Source organism: Roseibium sp. (assembly GCF_965229775.1).
Lineage (GTDB): Bacteria > Pseudomonadota > Alphaproteobacteria > Rhizobiales > Stappiaceae > Roseibium.
Genome location: NZ_OZ245929.1, coordinates 4,972,761 through 4,991,821, shown reverse-complemented (window position 1 = coordinate 4,991,821; position 19,061 = coordinate 4,972,761). Strand labels below are relative to the sequence as shown.

At 60.3% G+C, this 19,061-nt stretch carries 14 protein-coding genes; 9 read left to right on the top strand and 5 right to left on the bottom strand.

Translation table 11 applies throughout. The features are described from left to right. The first annotated feature begins 496 nt into the window (after positions 1-496). From ACO07N_RS22505 to ACO07N_RS22470, 8 genes are all read left to right on the top strand, one after another. Positions 497-2,038: a sensor histidine kinase gene (locus ACO07N_RS22505; protein WP_421983167.1), complete on the top strand. Its 1,542-nt coding sequence runs from the start codon at positions 497-499 to the stop codon at positions 2,036-2,038. After that, positions 2,039-4,282 (top strand): putative bifunctional diguanylate cyclase/phosphodiesterase, encoded by a 2,244-nt coding sequence (locus ACO07N_RS22500; protein ID WP_421983166.1) that lies wholly within the window; start codon positions 2,039-2,041, stop codon positions 4,280-4,282. 223 nt (positions 4,283-4,505) lie between these two features. Beyond that, positions 4,506-5,210, top strand: a complete 705-nt coding sequence (locus ACO07N_RS22495) for an SRPBCC family protein (protein WP_421983165.1) — start codon at positions 4,506-4,508, stop codon at positions 5,208-5,210. A 119-nt stretch (positions 5,211-5,329) separates the two neighbouring features. Beyond that, the gene (locus ACO07N_RS22490) at positions 5,330-5,821 is read left to right on the top strand and encodes a (2Fe-2S)-binding protein (RefSeq protein WP_421980779.1); all 492 of its coding nucleotides are present in this window, start codon (positions 5,330-5,332) and stop codon (positions 5,819-5,821) included. Between the two features lie 135 nt (positions 5,822-5,956). Beyond that, entirely contained in the window at positions 5,957-8,317 is a 2,361-nt protein-coding gene (locus ACO07N_RS22485; protein ID WP_421983164.1) for a xanthine dehydrogenase family protein molybdopterin-binding subunit, read from the top strand. 75 nt (positions 8,318-8,392) lie between these two features. Further along, the gene (locus tag ACO07N_RS22480) at positions 8,393-9,193 is read left to right on the top strand and encodes an FAD binding domain-containing protein (RefSeq protein WP_421980781.1); all 801 of its coding nucleotides are present in this window, start codon (positions 8,393-8,395) and stop codon (positions 9,191-9,193) included. A 270-nt stretch (positions 9,194-9,463) separates the two neighbouring features. Continuing rightward, the gene (locus ACO07N_RS22475; RefSeq protein ID WP_421983163.1) at positions 9,464-11,212 is read left to right on the top strand and encodes a type I secretion system permease/ATPase; all 1,749 of its coding nucleotides are present in this window, start codon (positions 9,464-9,466) and stop codon (positions 11,210-11,212) included. Further along, the gene (locus ACO07N_RS22470; RefSeq protein WP_421983162.1) at positions 11,209-12,537 is read left to right on the top strand and encodes an HlyD family type I secretion periplasmic adaptor subunit; all 1,329 of its coding nucleotides are present in this window, start codon (positions 11,209-11,211) and stop codon (positions 12,535-12,537) included. The genes ACO07N_RS22475 and ACO07N_RS22470 overlap by 4 nt, the downstream gene beginning before the upstream one ends. A gap of 52 nt (positions 12,538-12,589) precedes the next feature. Here the strand turns inward: ACO07N_RS22470 and glp are convergent, their stop codons facing one another. Genes glp through ACO07N_RS22445 form a run of 5 tightly spaced genes read right to left on the bottom strand, consistent with a single transcriptional unit; the run spans position 12,590 to position 18,058 of the window. Then, positions 12,590-13,795: a gephyrin-like molybdotransferase Glp gene (gene glp / locus ACO07N_RS22465; RefSeq protein WP_421983161.1), complete on the bottom strand. Its 1,206-nt coding sequence runs from the start codon at positions 13,793-13,795 to the stop codon at positions 12,590-12,592. Continuing rightward, positions 13,795-14,307: a cyclic pyranopterin monophosphate synthase MoaC gene (moaC, locus tag ACO07N_RS22460; RefSeq protein WP_421983160.1), complete on the bottom strand. Its 513-nt coding sequence runs from the start codon at positions 14,305-14,307 to the stop codon at positions 13,795-13,797. Before moaC ends, glp begins: the two co-directional genes overlap by 1 nt. 6 nt (positions 14,308-14,313) lie before the next feature. Then, on the bottom strand, positions 14,314-15,129 hold the full coding sequence (trpC, locus tag ACO07N_RS22455) for an indole-3-glycerol phosphate synthase TrpC (protein WP_421984478.1): 816 nt from the start codon (positions 15,127-15,129) through the stop codon (positions 14,314-14,316). 1 nt (position 15,130) lies between these two features. Continuing rightward, complete coding sequence (gene trpD, locus ACO07N_RS22450; protein WP_421983159.1) at positions 15,131-16,144, bottom strand: anthranilate phosphoribosyltransferase; 1,014 nt, start codon at positions 16,142-16,144, stop codon at positions 15,131-15,133. A 24-nt stretch (positions 16,145-16,168) separates the two neighbouring features. Then, positions 16,169-18,058 carry a SurA N-terminal domain-containing protein gene (locus ACO07N_RS22445; protein WP_421983158.1) on the bottom strand — a complete coding sequence of 630 codons (1,890 nt, stop codon included), beginning with the start codon at positions 18,056-18,058 and terminating at the stop codon, positions 16,169-16,171. A gap of 229 nt (positions 18,059-18,287) precedes the next feature. On the opposite strand from ACO07N_RS22445, the gene tpiA reads away from it, so the two are divergent. Next, the gene (gene tpiA, locus ACO07N_RS22440) at positions 18,288-19,046 is read left to right on the top strand and encodes a triose-phosphate isomerase (protein ID WP_421983157.1); all 759 of its coding nucleotides are present in this window, start codon (positions 18,288-18,290) and stop codon (positions 19,044-19,046) included. Positions 19,047-19,061 lie beyond the last annotated feature (15 nt).

Genomic DNA, 19,061 nt, shown 5'->3' with positions numbered 1-19,061 from the left:
CGAAGCAAACGCCCAGACCCATCGGTTCCTGGGCAAGACCTTACGTCAAGTATACATGATTGAAGGCCAAAATCACGCAGATAAATTTCCTTTGCGCGTGTGTTTTATATTATTTTCATACACCGGTTTCTGTAGAAATTCGGTTGAATTGAAAAATCGGGAGAGGAAGTACTAATAATTCATTCCGTGCAAACAAGTACGTGACCTTTTTTTAGCGGCGGATGAAGTCATCGGTATTAAAAAAGGCGGCTTTGACTGTTTTAATTTACAATTGATTTTTATGGAAAATTTAGAAAACCTACGCAAAATCTGTAGTCGGGGTTGGGGTGTGAACCGGTATGGCGTGATGTGACTTGCCTGAAGACTCAGGTGCACGACCGGGCCGGTGCGTATCCCGTTTCCCGACAGTGTCACGACCAGTCTAGAGGTAGGCATCTTGAGTGTTAGCGGCAGTGCGTCGTTGCCATATGCTCCGAAAAAGGTGGGCCGGGTCAGTTTGTCCCGGACATTCATCCTCTATACGCTTGGTTTGTTTGCAATTCTCGGCATCATTTTCATAGGCGTCCTGACAAAGATAACGTGGGACGCGTCCCACGCGCGCGCCATCCGCGTGACGGAAGCGTTTTTTGAAGCCACAAAGCGCCCCTTCGAACGTGCCATCTGGACCGTCAATGCGGAAGCGACACTCCAGCTGATCCGCGGACTGGAAAGTCTCGAAGTGGTCGAGCGGGTCTGGGTCGAGACACCCGACACCGGGAATTTCGGCGAGCCCGTGACCGGGCCGCGCCGTTCCGAAGCGCTTAGCTATACCCTGCAGTCGCCGAGTACCATCTTGCACAAGGATGCGATCGGCCAGGTTTTCATTCTCATAGACAGGAATACCATCTCGCAAGAGATCTTCGCGACGGTCGGTTACATCGTGGCGGCCATCGTCGTTTATCTGCTTTTGCTCACGGTCGTGATCCGCGCGGTGTTCAAACGGCTGATCGGCCGGCCGCTGACGGACATCGTTGCCTATCTTTCGACGCCGCGCCTGATCGAAAACCCGCCCGACACGAAGCTCATGCCCGGGCGGGAGGACGAGATCGGTATTCTGGCATCAAGCCTGCAATCGATGGTTCAGCGCAGACATCATGACCTGCAGAAGATCCAGGAATATCAGACCAATCTGGAAGAGCTCGTCGCGCGCCGGACGGAACAGCTCAAGCTGGTTCAGGAGGAGCTGATTCAGGCCGACAATCTTGCCGCTCTCGGCGCGCTCGTGGCAGGCGTTTCACATGAGTTGAACACGCCACTCGGAAACGCGCTGATGGCTGCAACGACGATCAACGATTCCACGGCGTATCTCCGGACCGAGCTCGACAATCAAAGCCTGAGTAAAGAAGCTCTTGAAAACGAAATTCAGCGGATCGGGGACACGGCGGATATTATCGAAAAGACCCTTGGCCGTGCGCGGGACCTCGTCGGAAACTTCAGGCAGGTTGCCGTCGACCGGCAAAGTGAGAAAATGCGTTCGTTCAATTTCGACCACATTGTCCGCGAGACGCTGGCGACGCTTCAGCCGACCCTGAAGAAGACATCGTTCGACCTGGATCTGAAACTGGACGCGGATGTTGTCCTCGAAGGCTACCCCGGAGCGGTGAGCCAGGTGCTTTCCAACCTTGTGGAGAATGCGATCAAGCACGGGTATGAAGGCAGAAATACCGGCGAAATCCGGATTCAAACGTGCGTTCAGGACGTGCGTGGTGGCGGGGCTGCGCGGCAGCACGAGAAAAAAATACAATTGCGGTGCAAGGACTTTGGCGTGGGGATCCCGGAGAAAAATCTCAAGAAGGTGTTTGAGCCGTTCTTCACAACGAAATTCGGCAAGGGAAGTTCGGGGCTTGGCATGGCCATCTGCTACCAGTTGGTCACCGAGGCCCTGAACGGATCGATGTCGGTCGTGTCGAAGGTGGGCGCGGGGACGGAGTTCTCGATCGAGATCCCGTTGAAGGCACCGGAGCGGGGCGGGCAGGAAACCGGGGTGCAGGTGCCGTAAATGAGCATGGATTTTCTGGTCCCACCCAAATCGCAAACAAACCGGGTTGCAAAGTCTCCCTGGAAAATACTCGTCGTCGACGATGATCCCGATGTTCACGATGTCACGCGGATCGCGGTGGACGGATGCGACTTCGAGGACCGCCCGTTTGAACTCCTGCACGCGTTGTCCGCCGAGGAAGCGCGCGCGTGCCTGTCAGAACACGATGACATCGCCGTCGCGCTTATCGACGTGGTGATGGAGAACGATACGGCCGGTCTGGGGCTCGTGAGCTGGATCAGGTCGGAACTCGGAAACAGTTTCACGCGTCTGATCCTGCGGACCGGACAGCCGGGATACGCGCCGCAGACAGACGTGATCATGAAGTTCGACGTGGACGGTTACGCCGAAAAGGCGGAGCTTTCGCGCACAAAACTCATCACGGCGATCGTTACCGCGTTGCGCGGCTATAAGCTCGTTCTGTCCCTGGAGACCAATCGGCAACGGCTGAAGCAACTGAACACGCAATTGTCCGCCATCGTCGAGAAGAACGCCTTGAGCGAATTCGCGGCGCTCGTGCTGGAGAATTTCTCGGACCTCGCCGGAGAGCCGGTCGACGGACTGTTATGCGGGCTGGAATCCCTTTCCCAGCCCGGCTCTGCCGGCGTTTCGAACGTGCGGGTCCTGGCTGCTTCGGGCGCGTTTGAGGACAAGCTGGATCTGCCTCTCGATGTTATCGGCGAAGACCTGGTCCGCAAGTGCGTTTCGGAGTGCATTGTCAACAAGACCGAATATTCCACGTCCCACGGTGTCGCGTTGCCGCTGATCACGAGAAACGGGCTCTCCGGAGCCCTGTTCATCGGATTGCCGCTTGCCACCCTGAATGAAAAAATCGGGTCGGAGATTATTCGTCTGTTTGTATCCAATGTTGCGCTTGGCTACGAGAAGACGGGACTGCTGGAGCATATTCGCAACCTTGCCTATGTCGACCGCACGACTGGGCAATCGACTTTTTCCGGATTTCTGGAGGCATTCCAGAGCCAGGCAGCAGCCGAACATCCTCTGCTGGTGATCCATTGCGATATCCAGCGTTTCCGCTTTATTGTCGACGGCATCGGAGACGAAAAGGCCGCGGCGGTTCTGAAACAGACCGGGCACCGGTTGTCGCAGACGTTTCCGGATGCGCTCGCAATCGCGCGCAAGGAAAAAGACGAGTTCCTCATTCTTTTGAGAGGGGGGCTGGAGGTCAGAATCCAGGACATCGTTGCAAGGATCGAGGAATCCTTCCAGGAACCGATCGCCATCGACGAGAACCAGATTTCACTGAAACTGAGATGCGGGATCGCGACCGCCGATGAAGGTGAGCACAGTGCCGAGGAGATCGTGCGGCATGCGTCGATCGCGCTGAACGATGTCAGGCAGAAGGGACTCACGAACCACGCTGTTTTCCACCCGCTCATGCAGGAGGCGGCACTGGAGAGATTGCGATTGGCTTCACTCCTGACGGGAAAGGGAGCCCAGGCGGAGTTTTCGCTCAGCTACCAGCCGATCATGCAGGCGTCCGACGAAAGCATCGCCGCCTTCGAGGCCCTGATGCGGTTCCGGACTGCTTCGGGGGCAACCTTGAACACGATGCGGATGATCGAGGCAGCGGAAACAAGCGGGCTGATCGTCGAGATCGGGGCATGGATGTTCAGGTCTGCGTTCTCAGAATTCAGCTCCCTAAAAGGTGTTTCCGAGCGTGTCAGACTGAATGTCAACTTGTCGCCGAGGCAGGTTCAGGCCGGCCGGATCTACAAGGATATCGAGGACGCGGCGGCATCGGCGGGCCTGGGTCTGGACCGGCTGGTGTTCGAAGTCACCGAAGGCCTCTTCGTCAACAACGATCAGGTGACCCTTTCCGTGCTGACCTGGCTGCGGAACAAGGGCGCGAAGGTGGTGATCGATGATTTCGGAACCGGGTACTCTTCCTTCAGCTACTTGCGAAAACTGCCGCTGGACGGCATCAAGATCGACCGCAGCTTCATCATGAACATGGAGCAGGATCCGGATGCTCTGGCCGTGGTGAGATCCATCATCGCCGTTGCCAAGGCACTCGATCTGAGTATCACGGCCGAAGGCGTGGAAACGGCCGAGCAGCGGAAAATCATGCAGGAGCTGGAGTGCGATTTTCTGCAGGGATATCTCTTTTCGAAGCCCCTTCCCAGTTCGGGACTGGACGCCTTCGTGACCGCTTCCAACTGTCCGGATCTCGCGGCCGGCTAAAGAGGCGCAAACGAACCACCGGCAAATTCGGCCTGATTGCAGACGATTGTGCCAGGCGGTGGGCAATAGCGCCCGCCTTTTCCTCCATTGCCGCGATAAGTGATTGAAATTCGAAGCAAAGCAGGCTCTCATAGGTTTGCTCTTCTGTTCACGCGCTATGCGCTCCGGCAGGGCGAGTTGGGCAACCGGCAAGGCTGCGCTAAGGTTGAGAGGGAGAAACAAGATGGATATGAGCGGCACCCGCCGGATCCCGGCAAAAAGAGAAGACGTCTGGAAGGCGCTCAACGATCCGGAGATCCTGAAGGCCTGCATACCGGGCTGCGAGAGCCTGGAAAAGACATCCGACACGGAAATGAACGCGGCGGTGACGACGAAGATCGGACCGGTCAAGGCGAAGTTCAAGGGCGCGGTGACGCTGGAGAATACCAATCCGCCGGAGAGTTACACGATCGTGGGCGAGGGCAAGGGCGGCGTTGCCGGGTTTGCCAAGGGATCGGCTGACGTCAAGCTGTCTGAAGAAGGCGATGAAACCGTGCTCACCTATGAAGCCAAGGCGCAGGTCGGCGGCAAGCTGGCCCAGCTTGGCAGCCGTCTGGTGGATTCAACCGCCCGGAAGATGGCGGAAGATTTCTTCAGCAAGTTCACCGAACAGGTCGGATCACCTGCGCAACCTGCACCGGACGAGCCTGTTGCCGACGACGAACTGGATGCCGGGGTTGCGGAAGAAGCCAAGAGAATAGCGATCGAAGAGACGCCGGGCGAGGTGCTTCATGCGATTGAGGAGGCCGAGCATGCCGTCGAGGAGACGCTGCAAAAGGCTGAGGAAAATCTCGAGGTTGCTGCGGGCCGCAGTGCCTTTGGCGGGCCGATGGTGTGGGGGCTGGCGCTCTTGGGCGTGCTTATCCTGGTCCTGGCTCTTGCAAGTTGACCCCGTTGCAACAGATTGATTTGATGAAGGCCTTGCAACCTGGCATCGGCAAGGACCGCTTTGGGAAAAGAATGACGCCGTAATGACGCGTTTGCTGCTTTGACGAGGGAGAGGAATTTATGTCGAAGGTATCGATGGTTTTGAACGGTAAGTCTGTGTCTGCTGATGTTGAGGACCGGACGTTGCTTGTTTCTTTTATTCGGGATGTTCGTGGTCTGACTGGGACGCATGTTGGTTGTGACACGTCGCAATGCGGTGCGTGTGTTGTTCATGTTGACGGGAAGGCGGTTAAGTCGTGCACGTTGCTTGCTGCGCAGGCTGAGGGTTCTGAGGTTGTGACGCTTGAGGGGATCGGTTCTGCGGATTCGCTTCATCCTGTTCAGGCGGCGTTCCGGGAGCATCATGGTCTTCAGTGCGGTTTTTGCACGCCTGGGATGATCATGAGCGCGGTTGACATGATCAACCGTCACGGTGCGGGCAATCTGGACGAGGCGACGATCCGTGACGAGCTTGAGGGCAACATCTGCCGGTGCACGGGCTATCACAACATCGTCAAGGCGATCAAGGCGGCGTCGGACCAGATGGCCGGGATGGCGCAGGCGGCCGAGTAGGGGTTTTCTGGTTTGTTTTGAGTGCGGTTTTTCCGCGCTTTTGAGACGGCGGGACCGCCCGGTTTGCGAGGCCTTTGAGGAGAGGGTGCGTTTGTCTGGTGCGCGTTTCCGGATTTTGGTTTTGGGAGAGAGAAGATGGCGATTGAGGGGATTGGCGCACGTGCGCTTCGCAAGGAAGACAAGCGCTTCATAACGGGCAAGGGCCGGTATACGGACGACATGGTTCTTCCCGGGATGGGTCACGCGGCGTTTGTGCGCTCGCCGCATGCGCATGCGAAGGTGACGGGGATTGATGCGAGCGCGGCGCTTGCGATGCCGGGTGTGGATGCGGTCCTGACGGGGGACCAGCTTGTCGGCGACGGGATCGGCAACCTGATCTGCGGCTGGATGATCCATTCCAAGGACGGCACGCCGATGAAGATGGGCGGCTGGCGGGCGCTTGAGCCCGAGGTTGTGCGCCATGTTGGCCAGGCTGTTGCGGTTGTTGTTGCCGATACGGCTGCGCAGGCGCGCGATGCGGCGGATGCGGTTGTTGTCGATTATGAGGAGCTTCCGGCTGTTGTTGACGGTGTTGCCGCGCTTGCGCCTGGTGCACCGCAGATCCACCCTGAGGCGGAAGGCAACCTGATCTACGACTGGGAGATCGGGGATGCTGCGGCGGTTGATGCGGCGTTTGCGGGCGCGGCGCATGTGACGAAGATGGAGATCCGCAACAACCGTCTTGTTCCGAACCCGATGGAGCCGCGGGCAGCGCTTGCCAGCTACGACGATGCGGAAGAGCATCACACGCTCTACACGACCTCGCAGAACCCGCATGTTGCGCGCCTTGTGCTGTCTGCGTTCTACAATGTCGCGCCGGAGCACAAGCTTCGTGTGATTGCGCCGGATGTGGGCGGCGGCTTCGGGTCGAAGATCTACATCTATCCGGAAGAGATGGTGTGCCTTTGGGCGTCCAAGCGTGTTGGCCGTCCCGTGAAGTGGGTGTCGGACCGGACGGAAGCGTTCCTGACGGATGCGCACGGGCGCGACCACGTGTCGGAGGCGGAGCTTGCGCTTGACGCGGACAACAGGATTGTCGGTCTTCGTGTGAAGACGGTTGCCAATCTGGGCGCTTACATGTCGCTGTTCTCGTCTTCGGTTCCGACCTATCTCTATGCGACGCTGTTGTCGGGCCAGTACAACATTCCGGCGATCCACGCGAATGTGAAGACGGTCTATACCAACACGACGCCGGTGGATGCGTACCGGGGCGCGGGCCGTCCGGAGGCGACGTATCTTCTTGAGCGGATCATGGAGACGGCTGCGCGGGAGGTGGGTCTTTCGCCTGCGGACTTCCGGCGCAAGAACTTCGTGCGGGAGTTCCCGCACCAGACGCCCGTGATCATGTGCTACGACGCGGGCGATTATGACGCGACGCTGGATGCGGCGCTGTCGGCAGCCGACTATGCGGGCTTTGCGGCGCGCAAGGCGGAGGCTGCGTCCCGGGGCAAGCTGCGGGGGATCGGTCTTTCCTGCTACATCGAGGCGTGCGGGATTGCACCGTCGGCGGCGGTGGGGTCCCTGGGGGCCGGTGTCGGTCTTTGGGAATCTGCCGAGGTGCGGGTGAACCCTGTGGGGACGGTCGAGGTTCTGACGGGCTCTCACAGCCATGGCCAGGGCCATGAGACGACGTTCGCGCAGCTGATCTGCGAGCGGTTCGGTCTTGACAGCGACGCGGTGTCGATCGTTCACGGGGACACGGACAAGGTTCAGTTCGGGATGGGGACCTACGGGTCGCGGTCCGGGGCTGTGGGCATGTCTGCGATCGTGAAGGCGCTGGACAAGGTCGAGGACAAGGCGAAGAAGATCGCGGCGCATCTGATGGAGGCGTCGGAAGGCGACATCCAGATCGAGGGGGGCGAGCTGAAGGTCGCGGGCACGGACAAGAAGCTGTCGTTCACGGAAGTGGCGCTTGCGGCCTATACGGCGCACAATCTACCCGAGGGCATGGAGCCGGGTCTGAAGGAGGGGGCGTTCTACGACCCGTCCAACTTCACGTTCCCGGCGGGCACCTATGTGTGCGAGGTTGAGGTCGACCCTGAGACGGGCAAGACGGAGATCGTGAGCTTCGTTGCGGCGGATGACTTCGGCAAGGTGATCAACCCGATGATCGTGGAAGGTCAGGTTCACGGGGGTCTTGTCCAGGGGATCGGCCAGGCGCTTCTTGAGAACGCGGCCTATGACGAGAGCGGCCAGCTTCTGACGGCGTCCTACATGGACTACACGATGCCGCGTGCGGACGATGTTCCCTCGTTCAGCCTGTCGACGCACGAGACGCTGTGCCCGGGCAATCCGCTTGGCATGAAGGGGTGCGGGGAGGCCGGAGCGATCGGGTCGCCGCCGGCGGTGATCAACGCGATCACGGATGCGATCGGGTCGAACGACCTGACGATGCCTGCAACGCCTGAGAAGGTGTGGCAGCTGTGCCAGTCGCAGGAGAAGCAGGCGGCCGAATAAGGTCGAAGAGAAACGTTCTTCGGGCAGGCGTTGCCTGCCCGGTCATCTGACAGTGAGATTTTGGGGAGACCCGTCATGTATGAAACAACGTATCACCGCGCCGGTTCGGTTGCCGAGGCATCGGATCTGATGTCGAAGGCTGAGGACGGCAAGGTTCTTGGCGGCGGCCAGACGCTTCTGCCGACGATGAAGCAGCGTCTTGCGTCGCCGAGCGATCTTGTCGATGTGACGAAGATCGCGGAGATGAACGGAATCTGCGAGGGCGATGGCAGCCTGTCGATCGGGGCGGCGACGACGCATGCGGAGGTTGCCGCGTCTGATCTGGTGCGTTCCAAACTTCCGAGCCTTGCCGGACTTGCGGGCGGCATCGGCGATCCGGCGGTGCGCCACATGGGCACGATCGGGGGTTCGATCGCCAACAACGACCCGGCCGCGGACTATCCGGCGGCGCTTGTGGCGCTGGGGGCGACGGTGGTGACGAGCAAGCGCTCGCTCAGCGCCGAAGACTTCTTCGTGGGCATGTTCGACACGGCGCTGGACGAGGACGAGATCGTGGTGTCGGTGACGTTCCCGCTGATCGAGAAGGGGGCCTATGCCAAATACCCGAACCCGGCCTCGCGCTATGCGATGGCGGGGGTCTATGTGGCCAGGCACCGGGACGGCTCGGTGCGGGTGGCGGTGACCGGGGCGGGCCACTACGGCGTCTTCCGGGTCGACGGCATGGAAGCGGCGCTGGCATCGAACTGGTCGCCGGACGCGGTCGCAGGCATCCAGGTGGATTCAGGCTCCATGCTGAGCGACATCCACGGCTCGGCCCACTACCGCGCAAACCTCGTCACCGTCATGGCCAAACGCGCCGTCCAGAAAGCCGGCTGACAAAACAGACAAAACGTCATCCTTTGGAGAGCCCGGTTCGTATACGAGCCGGGCTCTCGGTTGTTACCGCGAATTCATGAAAGACCCAACCTAAGTGTGATATAGACGACGAAACTAGAATTCGGTTTGTGCTAGAACGATGAGTGAGTTTGGGAAAACCATATTTTTTGGCCCATAAAGGAACACAAATTCGTCTAATGGATGCATAAGGACACAGGGGTGACCAGAACATCGGGCGGCATTCGGCCGTAAGGCGGGACAGAGGTTTAAATGGCGGTATCAAATCAACGGGCTCCAAAAGCCGGTGGACGACGGGAAAATCCCGTCGCGGTTGCTTTCCGGCCCATCCGATCAGCATTCTGGGGTGTGGCGGTCGTCAGCTTCGTCATCAACATCCTGATGCTCACCGGCCCGGTGTTCATGCTTCAGATTTATGACCGCGTTCTTGCAAGCGGTTCGGTTCCCACACTTGTGGTGATCGGTTCGCTGGCAATCGTTCTTTACGTGTTCTACGGAATATTGGAAGGGGTGCGCGGACGCATCCTGTCCCGTCTCGGGCAACGCGTGGATGCCAGGCTTTCAGGCATCGTCTACAAGGTCTCCAACAGCCTTCCGGTGCGGCTTGGACGCAAGTCCGCGCGCCTGCGGCCGGTGCAGGATCTCGACACGATCCGGCAGTTCCTGTCCGGGCCTGGTCCGGCTGCCATTTTCGACATCCCCTGGCTGCCGCTTTACCTGGGCATCGTGTTCCTGTTTCACCCGTTGCTGGGAGCTGTCGGACTGGCCGGTGCGATTATCATCTCGATCCTGATCGTCGCGAACGAGTACATGTCCCGCGGACCGACCGAGGATGCAGCCGGCCAATCGGGCCGCAGGACGGCGGTCGTTGAGAGCGGCCAGCGCAATGCCGAAGTCGTCGCCGCAATGGGCATGCAATCGACCCTGACCGCCCGCTGGGATGCACAGAACACTGAGTATCTGGCGACGCAACGGCGGGCTTCGGACACGACAGGTGTTTTCGGCACGGCGATCAAGACCATCCGCTTCATTCTGCAATCTGCGATTCTGGCGGTCGGCGCGTGGCTTGCCATCCAACAGGAAATCACACCGGGCGTGATGATTGCCGCGTCTATCATGACCTCGCGTGCGCTGGCACCGATCGAGCAGGCCGTTGCCCAGTGGCGCGGCTTTGTCGCCAGCCGCCAGGCCCTGCGCCGCCTGCGGGAGATCCTGCAGATCTCCGAGGCGGAAGATCCCAAGATGGATCTGCCGCAACCGACAAAGGGAATCACGGTCGAACAGGTCTTTTGCGGTCCTTTCGGCGAGACGACGCCTTATGTCCAGAATGTCACCCTGGATCTCCAGGCCGGTGACGGTCTTGGTGTCATTGGTCCCTCGGGATCCGGGAAGTCGACCTTTGCGCGGGCACTGGTCGGTGTGACGACGCCGCTTCGCGGCGTCATCCGGTTCGATGGTGCCGAGCTTTCACAATGGGAAAGCAAGAAGCGCGGCGAATTCATCGGCTATCTGCCGCAGGATCTGCAGCTCTTCGACGGAACAATCGCGGAAAACATTGGCCGCTTCCGCGAAGATGCGGCACCGGAGAAAATCATCGAGGCGGCCAAGCTGGCCGATGTGCACGACATGATTGTCGCGCTGCCGGAAGGATACAACACGGTCATCGGCCGGAGCGGGCGCTCCCTGTCCGCCGGCCAGCGGCAACGTCTCGCGCTTGCGCGGGCTCTTTACGACAATCCGTTTCTGGTCGTGCTCGACGAACCCAATTCCAATCTGGATGCGATCGGCGAAAGCGCATTGACCAACGCCATCAAGGCCATGCGTGAAAAAGGCTCGATTGTCGTGGTGATTGCCCACAGGCCGAGCGCGATCGCGACCGTCGACAAGATCCTGTGCCTCAAGGATGGCAAGATGGCCGGATTCGGTCCGAAGGAAGACGTGCTGAAGCAGGTCGTTCAACCCGTACAGCCCATGCGTCAGGGAGCAGGAGCGGCCCGATGAAAAACTCAGATTCCATGAAACACGCTGCCGCAACCAACCCGGCGGACGAGGAACTCAGCAAGACCGTTCGCAAACATCTTCTCTTCTCGCTGTTTGTCACGATTTTCGTGGTTGTCGGTATCGGCGGGTGGGCGACCTTCACCGAGATCTCGGGTGCCGTGGTGTCTTCCGGCACGGTCGTGGTGGAAAGCAACATCAAGCAGGTTCAGCACCGGGAAGGCGGCATTGTTCGCGACATCAAGGTGCGGGACGGTGACCTGGTCGCATCAGGTGACCTCCTGCTCAGTCTCGACGATACGGTTACCCGAGCAAACCTTGCCGTGATCACCAAGCAATTGCAGGAATTGACCGCGCAGGAACTGCGACTGGAGGCAGAGCGAGACGAACTGAAAGCGATTTCCTGGCCCGAAGATCGCATCGAAAGCCTTGGCGACATCGAACGGGGTCAGCAACTGTTGCTGGAAGCGCGTCAGAATTCAAAGGAAGGGCGCAAGAACCAGCTTGAAGAGCAGATCCGGCAGTTCAACAAGCAGACCCAGGGTCTGGAGGCTCAGGTCGAGGCGAAGGATTCCGAGATCGAGTTGATTAAGGAAGAACTCGAGGATCTCGACGGCCTCCTGAACAAGCAGCTGGTTTCCAAGAGCCGCGTATCCGCCCTGCGCCGGGAACAGGCGCGGCTTTCCGGCGAATACGGCGATCTCATCGCGCAGATTGCGCGAACAAGGGAGGCGATCAGCGAGCGTCAGATCCAGATCCTTCAAATCGAGGAATCCTACCGGGCCGAAGTTCTCGAACAACTGCAGGACGCACGCTCGCGCATTGCCCAGTTGGAAGAACAGAAGATTGCCGCTGAGGACGAGCTGACAAGGGTTGATATCGTGGCGCCGCGCAGCGGTTTCGTGCACCAGCTGTCCGTTCATACCATCGGCGGCGTAATCGCACCGGGTGAAACGGTGATGCAGATCGTTCCGCGGGAGGACCAGCTGATCATCGAAGCACAGGTGCAGCCCGTCGATATCGACCAGCTTCAGCCGGGGCAGGAAGCACGAATCCGTTTTCCGAGCTTCGACCAGAGAACAACGCCGGAGCTCAACGCGAAGCTCCTGACGCTTGCGGCCGACCTCACGCAGGACGAGCGGACCGGCCTGAGTTTTTACACTGCCAGACTAATCATTGACGACGAGGAGTTGGAGAAACTCGGCTCTCAGACGCTGGTCCCGGGAATGCCGGTGGAGACCTTCCTGCAAACCGGCGACAGAACGGTCCTGAGCTATCTGGTGAAACCGGTCACCGACCAGATCGCGCACGCGATGCGTGAGCGGTAGCACCTTTTCGTCAGCATGAAGTTCAAGGGGAGGCGGACCGGCCTCCCTTTTTTCAGAGCACGAGCACGTCCACGGATGACCCCGCCTTCAGTGCCGGGGCGTGCGGCGGTCTGACGATCAACGCGCCGGACCTTGCCAGAAGGGCCAGCATGGAGCTGTCCTGCTTGGAAAACGGCGTTGCCACAAGCCGTCCGTCGGCGTCTTCGTGCAATGTGGAGCGAACATAGTCCTGACGCCGGTCGTTTTCGGGCAGGTCGTCGCCCAGGACCGCCTGTCTTGGCGCGGTCGCACCGGAAGCGGATCCCAGCATCCTGTGGATCAGGGGCTTGAGAAACAGCAATCCGCAGACAAGACTTGAGACGGGGTTCCCGGGCAAACCGAGCACCCTTGTGGTTCCGAGCCTGCCCGCCATCAACGGCTTGCCCGGGCGCATGGCGATACGCCAGAAGGCAAGGTCCATTCCTTCCTGGCCGAGGACGTCCTGGACCAGATCGTGATCTCCGACCGAAGCTCCGCCGAGGGTCACCAGAATGTCGGCTCTGTCGGTGATTGCCCTGCGCACGTGATGCGCAAGTTCGACAGGGTCATCCGGCGAGATGCCGAGGTCGAGGGGCAGGCCGCCGCAATCCTCGACAAGTCCGGCAATCCCGGCGTGGTTGGACGCTATGATCTGGTCCGGACCGGGTTCCGTGCCCGGACGCACCAACTCGTCGCCGGTGGCAAGGATCGCGACGCTCGGCCGCCTCACGACCGGCACTTCGGGATAGTTCATCGCGGCTGCAAGCGCCAGGTGGCGGTAGGTCAGCTTGAGCGGAGGCTCAAGAAGGACCTGGTCCTTCTGAAAGTCGAGCCCTGCAGGGCGGACATATGCACCTTGCTGAGGGATCTCAAGAACGGAAATGCGGTCGTCCTGCCGCTGCGCATTTTCCTGGATGAGGATCGTGTCAGCGCCATCGGGCAGTGGTGCACCGGTGAAGATGCGAACGGTCTGACCCTGTTCGACCTTGCCGGAATAGCCATGGCCTGCAGGTGCTTCACCGATGACTTCGAGAACTGCGCCGCCGTCAGCAACATCCTCATGCCGGATTGCGTACCCGTCCATTGCCGAGGCTGCGAAAGGCGGCTGCGTCCGTTTCGACACGAGGTTCTCGGCAAGGGTCCGGCCGTTTGCCTGTTCGAGTGTTGCGAACTCGGATTCCAGCGTATCGACATCCGAGAGAAGCTTTTCCAGCGCCTCGGCAACCGGCATGAGACTCATCAGGTTCCACCTTCGCTGCCGTCTCTTTCGAGCGTCCAGTGCCCGGATTTGCCGCCGGCCTTCTCCACGAGGCGAATGTCGCCGATGACCATGCCGCGATCGACGGCCTTGGCCATGTCGTAGATCGTCAGGCAGGTGAGCGAACAGGCCGTCAGCGCCTCCATTTCAACACCGGTCTGTCCGCTGACCTTGGTGGTCGCCGTCACCACCAGGCCGGGCAGCGTGTCGTCGGGTTCGATGTCCACTTTGACCTTGGACAGCATCAGGGGATGACAGAGCGGTATCAGCTCGTGCGTCTTCTTGGCCGCGAGAATGCCCGCGATCCTGGCGGTTCCGATCACATCGCCCTTCTTGGCGTTGCCGGACCGGATGAGGTCAAGGGTCTCGGCGCGCATTATGACCGAACCGCGCGCGACAGCGATCCTGTGTGTGCTTTCCTTTTGCGACACGTCGACCATGTTGGCGGCGCCCGCCTCATCCAGATGCGTGAGTTTCTGATCTTGCTCGGACATGAGGCCTCAGACTGCCGCGGAAACAGATGTGCGGGCGAGCAGGTTGCGCGTGGCACCGGCGACATCGCTCTGGCGCATCAGGCTTTCGCCGATCAGGAACGTCGAAATTCCGACCTTGTTCATGCGTGCGAGATCGCCGGGCGTGAACAAGCCCGATTCTCCGACCACGATGCGGTCGCCGGGCACTTTCGGGGCGAGGTCCTCGCTCGTCTCTAGCCTGGTTTCGAAGGTCTTCAGGTTCCGGTTGTTGATGCCGACCAGCCGGGACGAAAGCTTGAGCGCGCGCTCAAGTTCTTCCAGGTTGTGAACCTCGAGAAGAACGTCCATGTCCAGACCGAAAGCCGTTTCCTCCAGCTGCCGAGCAGTGTCGTCGTCAACCGCAGCCAGGATGATCAGGATACAGTCTCCGCCCCATGCACGTGCCTCGTAGACCTGGTACGGGTCATAGAGAAAATCCTTGCGCAAAGCGGGCAAGGACACTGCCGCCCGGGCCGCGGTCAGAAATTCGGGTTTTCCCTGGAAGGATGGCGCATCCGTCAGGACGGACAGGCACGCGGCTCCGCCGTCTTCATAGGCCTTTGCAAGGAGCGGCGGATCAAAGTCTTCCCGGATCAGGCCCTTGGAGGGGCTCGCCTTCTTGATTTCGGCAATCAGCGCATAGTCACCGGCGGCATGCTTTGCCTCGATGGCTGCCTGAAAGCCGCGCGGCGGCGCCTGATCGGCAATCCGGCCCCTGAGATCGTCAAGCGGCACGGCCGCCTTGGCAGCGGCGATTTCTTCCCGCTTGTAGGCTTCTATTTTCTGAAGGATGTCAGACATGATCCTATCCGTTCGATGCCGCGACAAGCTTTTCCAGCGTGTCGGCCGACGTTCCGTCGTCAATGCTTGCTGCCGCCATTTCGACACCTTCCTTCAGGTCCCGTGCCTTGTCGGCCACCATGAGGGACGCTGCTGAATTGAACAGGACGATGTCGCGATAGGCGTTCCTGGCGCCGGCAAGAACCTCCCGCAACGCTCTTGCGTTTTCGGCCGGTAGTCCGCCTTTAAGGTCTTCGGCCCGAGCCGTCGGAAGCCCCGCATCCTCAGGCGAGATGTCGAACGTGTTCACGGACCCGTCCTTGAGTTCGCAGACATGGGTCGGGCCGGTCGTGGTGATTTCGTCCATCCCGTCCGAGCCGTGCACGATCCACGCTTTTTCCGATCCCAGCTCCTTCAGGGAATGGGCCACCGGACCGAGCCACTTCTTCGCGAAAACGCCGACCATCTGACGCTTGACGCCTGCCGGGTTGGAAAGCGGACCCAGCAGGTTGAAGATCGTCCGCGTACCGAGTTCCATGCGCGTCGGACCGACATGCTTCATGGCCGCATGATGGAGTGGTGCGAACATGAAGCCGATGCCCGCCTTGCGAATGCAGTCGGAGATCTTCTGCGGTGCGATGTCGATATTGACGCCGAGCTCGGAAAGGGCTTCCGCCGCTCCCGACTTGGAAGACAGGGACCGGTTGCCGTGTTTTGCGACCGGGACGCCGCAACCGGCGACAACGATCGCCGTGCAGGTCGAAATATTGTAGCTGCCGGAGCTGTCGCCACCAGTGCCGACGATATCGATCGCGTCGGCCGGTGCATCGACCGTCAGCATCTTGGACCGCATTGTCGCGACCGCACCCGTCACCTCCGCGGTGCTCTCGCCGCGTACGCGCAGGGCCATCAGAAACCCGCCCAGCTGCGACGGCGTGGCCGATCCCGACAGAATAACGTCGAAAGCCTGTCTGGCTTCGTCCGGGGTCAGCGTCTGACCATCGGCGACCTTGGCAATGAATTCCTTGAATGTCGTCATGATCATCGTCCGTTCCGGGTCACGTCACTGCGGGTTCAGACCGATCGCCTGCGAAATACCGGCCTGATTGACCTCGACGCCGGCCTCGTTCTGGCGGTCCGTGATGAACTGCCCAAGGAGCGAGTCGCTCATCTGCTGTGACAGCTGGTCATTGAGCGTGGCGTTGGCAGACGACGTTGCATCGAAGTCGGGAACGGAGACTTCGGCCACCTTGAAGACGATCCTCTGGCCACCGGCGGAGGTTGCGACCGCACTGGTGCCGACCGGGCCGCCAAACACCGCCGTTACGGCGTCGGGACCAAAATCGCCCGCCGGTGCGTTCCGGGCCAGGTTTTCGGCGCGCTTGACTTCGAGTTCCGCTTCGCCGGCCAGCGTTTCGAGGGGGGTGCCCCCTTCAAGCCTTGCCTGGATGTCCGCGGCCCTTTCACTCAGGCGGGTATTCATCTGGTCCGCCTTCCAGGCCGTGATGACCTGTTCCCGCACCTCGTCAAGGGTCTGGTCACGTTCCGGGATCACGTTGTCGACTTCGTACCAGAGAAATCCCTGGTCTCCGAAAGGCAGCACATCGTTTTCAATCCCTACGTCGCTTTCAAACACGGCGGCAAGGAGGCCTTCGGCTTCGGGCAGCTCGACATCGCTGCCGGACACCGACTTGCCCGACTGGTCAAAGGCGGCAAGCGTTTCGACAGGCAGCGAGAACCGCTCCCCGACTTCGTCGAGCAGGGCACCGCCGGCGCGCGCGTCTTCCACCTCGTCGAGCATGTCGAGGATTTCGCGTTCGGCCTGTTCGGCCGCAAGATCCTGGATGATCTCGTCCTTGACTTCCTCATAGGGGCGTGTGCTCTCCGGCAGAACTTCCTCGACATTCAAAATGACCGTTGAAAACCGGCCTTCCACCGCGCCGCTGGTTTCGCCTTCCCCGAGCGAAAACGCCGTGTCGCCGAGCGTTTCATCAAGAAAGTCGTCCTTGGACATCACGCCCAGGGTCACGTCGTTGTTGCTCAGCCCGCGTTCGGTCATCAGGTCTTCGAAGGTCTTGCCGCCCTCGATCTCCACGGCGGCTTCCGCAGCAGCTTCGCTGGAGGGAAACGACATCTGGCGCACCTTGCGCCGCTCGGGCTGGAAATACCGTTCCGCACGCTGCTCGTATTCGTAGCGGGCATCTTCCTCTGCGATGTCATCGGGCCTGGCAACCGTTTCAGGCGTCAGGGAGAGGATCTTGATTTCCCGATATTCGGGGGCGCGGAAATCTGACTTGTTTTCATCGAAGAACGACGTCAGGGCCGGGTCCGTCGGGTCTTCAATTGCTCCGATGGCTTCGTCCGTCAGAAGGACATAGTCGGCAGTCCGCGTTTCGAACTGATAGGCGGACAGGGCCTCGAGGTAGCTGACCGGAGCTCTCAGGCTTCCGGCAATGCCCTCGGAGAGCTGGTTTCGTTCCGCCGTCTGCCGCCGCTGCACGACATATTCGTCTTCCTGGTAGCCGTAGGCGCGCAGGACCTGATCGAGCCTGGCGCGCTCGTAACGTCCGCTCGCGCCGCGAAAGGCGGGATCCGACTGGATCAGCGTTGCAAGACGCTGGTCGGAGACACCGAGTTTCAGGTCCTGAGCCGTGTTGCTCAGGGCCGCTTCCGCGATCAATCTTCCGAGAGCCTGCTGCGGAATGCCGAGGGCTGCGCCTTCTTCCGCGGTCAGTGGGCGGCCGAATTGCTGGGCGAGCCGGTTGAGGTCCTGACGGTACGTCCGGTCGAACTCGAAAATGCTCACTTCCGTGTCACCGACCTTGGCCGCGGTGTTCTGACCGAATCCCTGCAGGAAGTCGGTGACGCCCCAGATGGCGAAACTAAAAATCAGCAATGCGATAAACAGTTTGGCAACCCAGGTGCCGGCGCCTTTGCGCAGTGAGTCAAGCATGACGACTTCCATTTATTTTTTTGTCCAAGGCCGTTCCAACCGGCGCTTAACCAGGCCGCTGTGACCGGGGCGGGCGGATCATAATGAGGTGGCGGCTTCCTCGCAAGACGGTCGGGAACAAAGTTCGGAGAAGAAAGGGAGGTCCTCAAACCAAGGTGATTGCAACGCGGTGGCGCATCTGCTCTATAAGCGCCAGTCCAACCATCGGGTATCTGGGAGACGAAAACAGATGAGCGCCAAGATCAAGCCGCTTGTGGCCGGCAACTGGAAAATGAACGGACTGCGCGCCAGCCTCGCCGAGTTTCACAAGATGAAGGCAGGTCTGGGTGACGAGATGGCCGATACGGTCGACGCGATGATCTGTGCGCCGGCAACACTTGTCGCCGCGCTGGCGGAGATCTCGGGAAAGGGTGCGCCGGGTATCGGCGGGCAGGATTGTCATCCGGCGGCATCCGGTGCCCACACGGGAGACATTTCCGCCGAGATGCTCAAGGATGCAGGCGCGCAAGCGGTGATCGTCGGGCACTCCGAGCGCCGGACGGACCATGGCGAAACCGACGGCGACGTGAACGCAAAGGCGCAGGCTGCCTGGCGGGCCGGCCTGACGGCGATCATTTGTGTCGGTGAAACTGAGGCCGAACGCAAGGCGGGCAAGGCGCTGGAGGTTGTCAGGACGCAACTTGCTGGTTCCGTGCCCGACAGTGCGACGGCGGAAAACAGTGTCATCGCCTACGAACCCGTCTGGGCAATCGGCACAGGACTCACGCCGACTGCCGGAGATGTCGAGGAAATGCACACCGCCATGCGCGACATCCTGACCGAGCGCTTCGGCGGCGAGGGAAGCTCAATGAAGCTGCTCTACGGCGGGTCCGTCAAACCGGCAAATGCGGCTGAACTCATGTCCGTCAGCAATGTAAACGGAGCGCTTGTCGGCGGGGCAAGTCTGAAAGCCGACGATTTTCTCGGCATCATCGCCGCATATTCCTGACCGCTTCAGACTTGA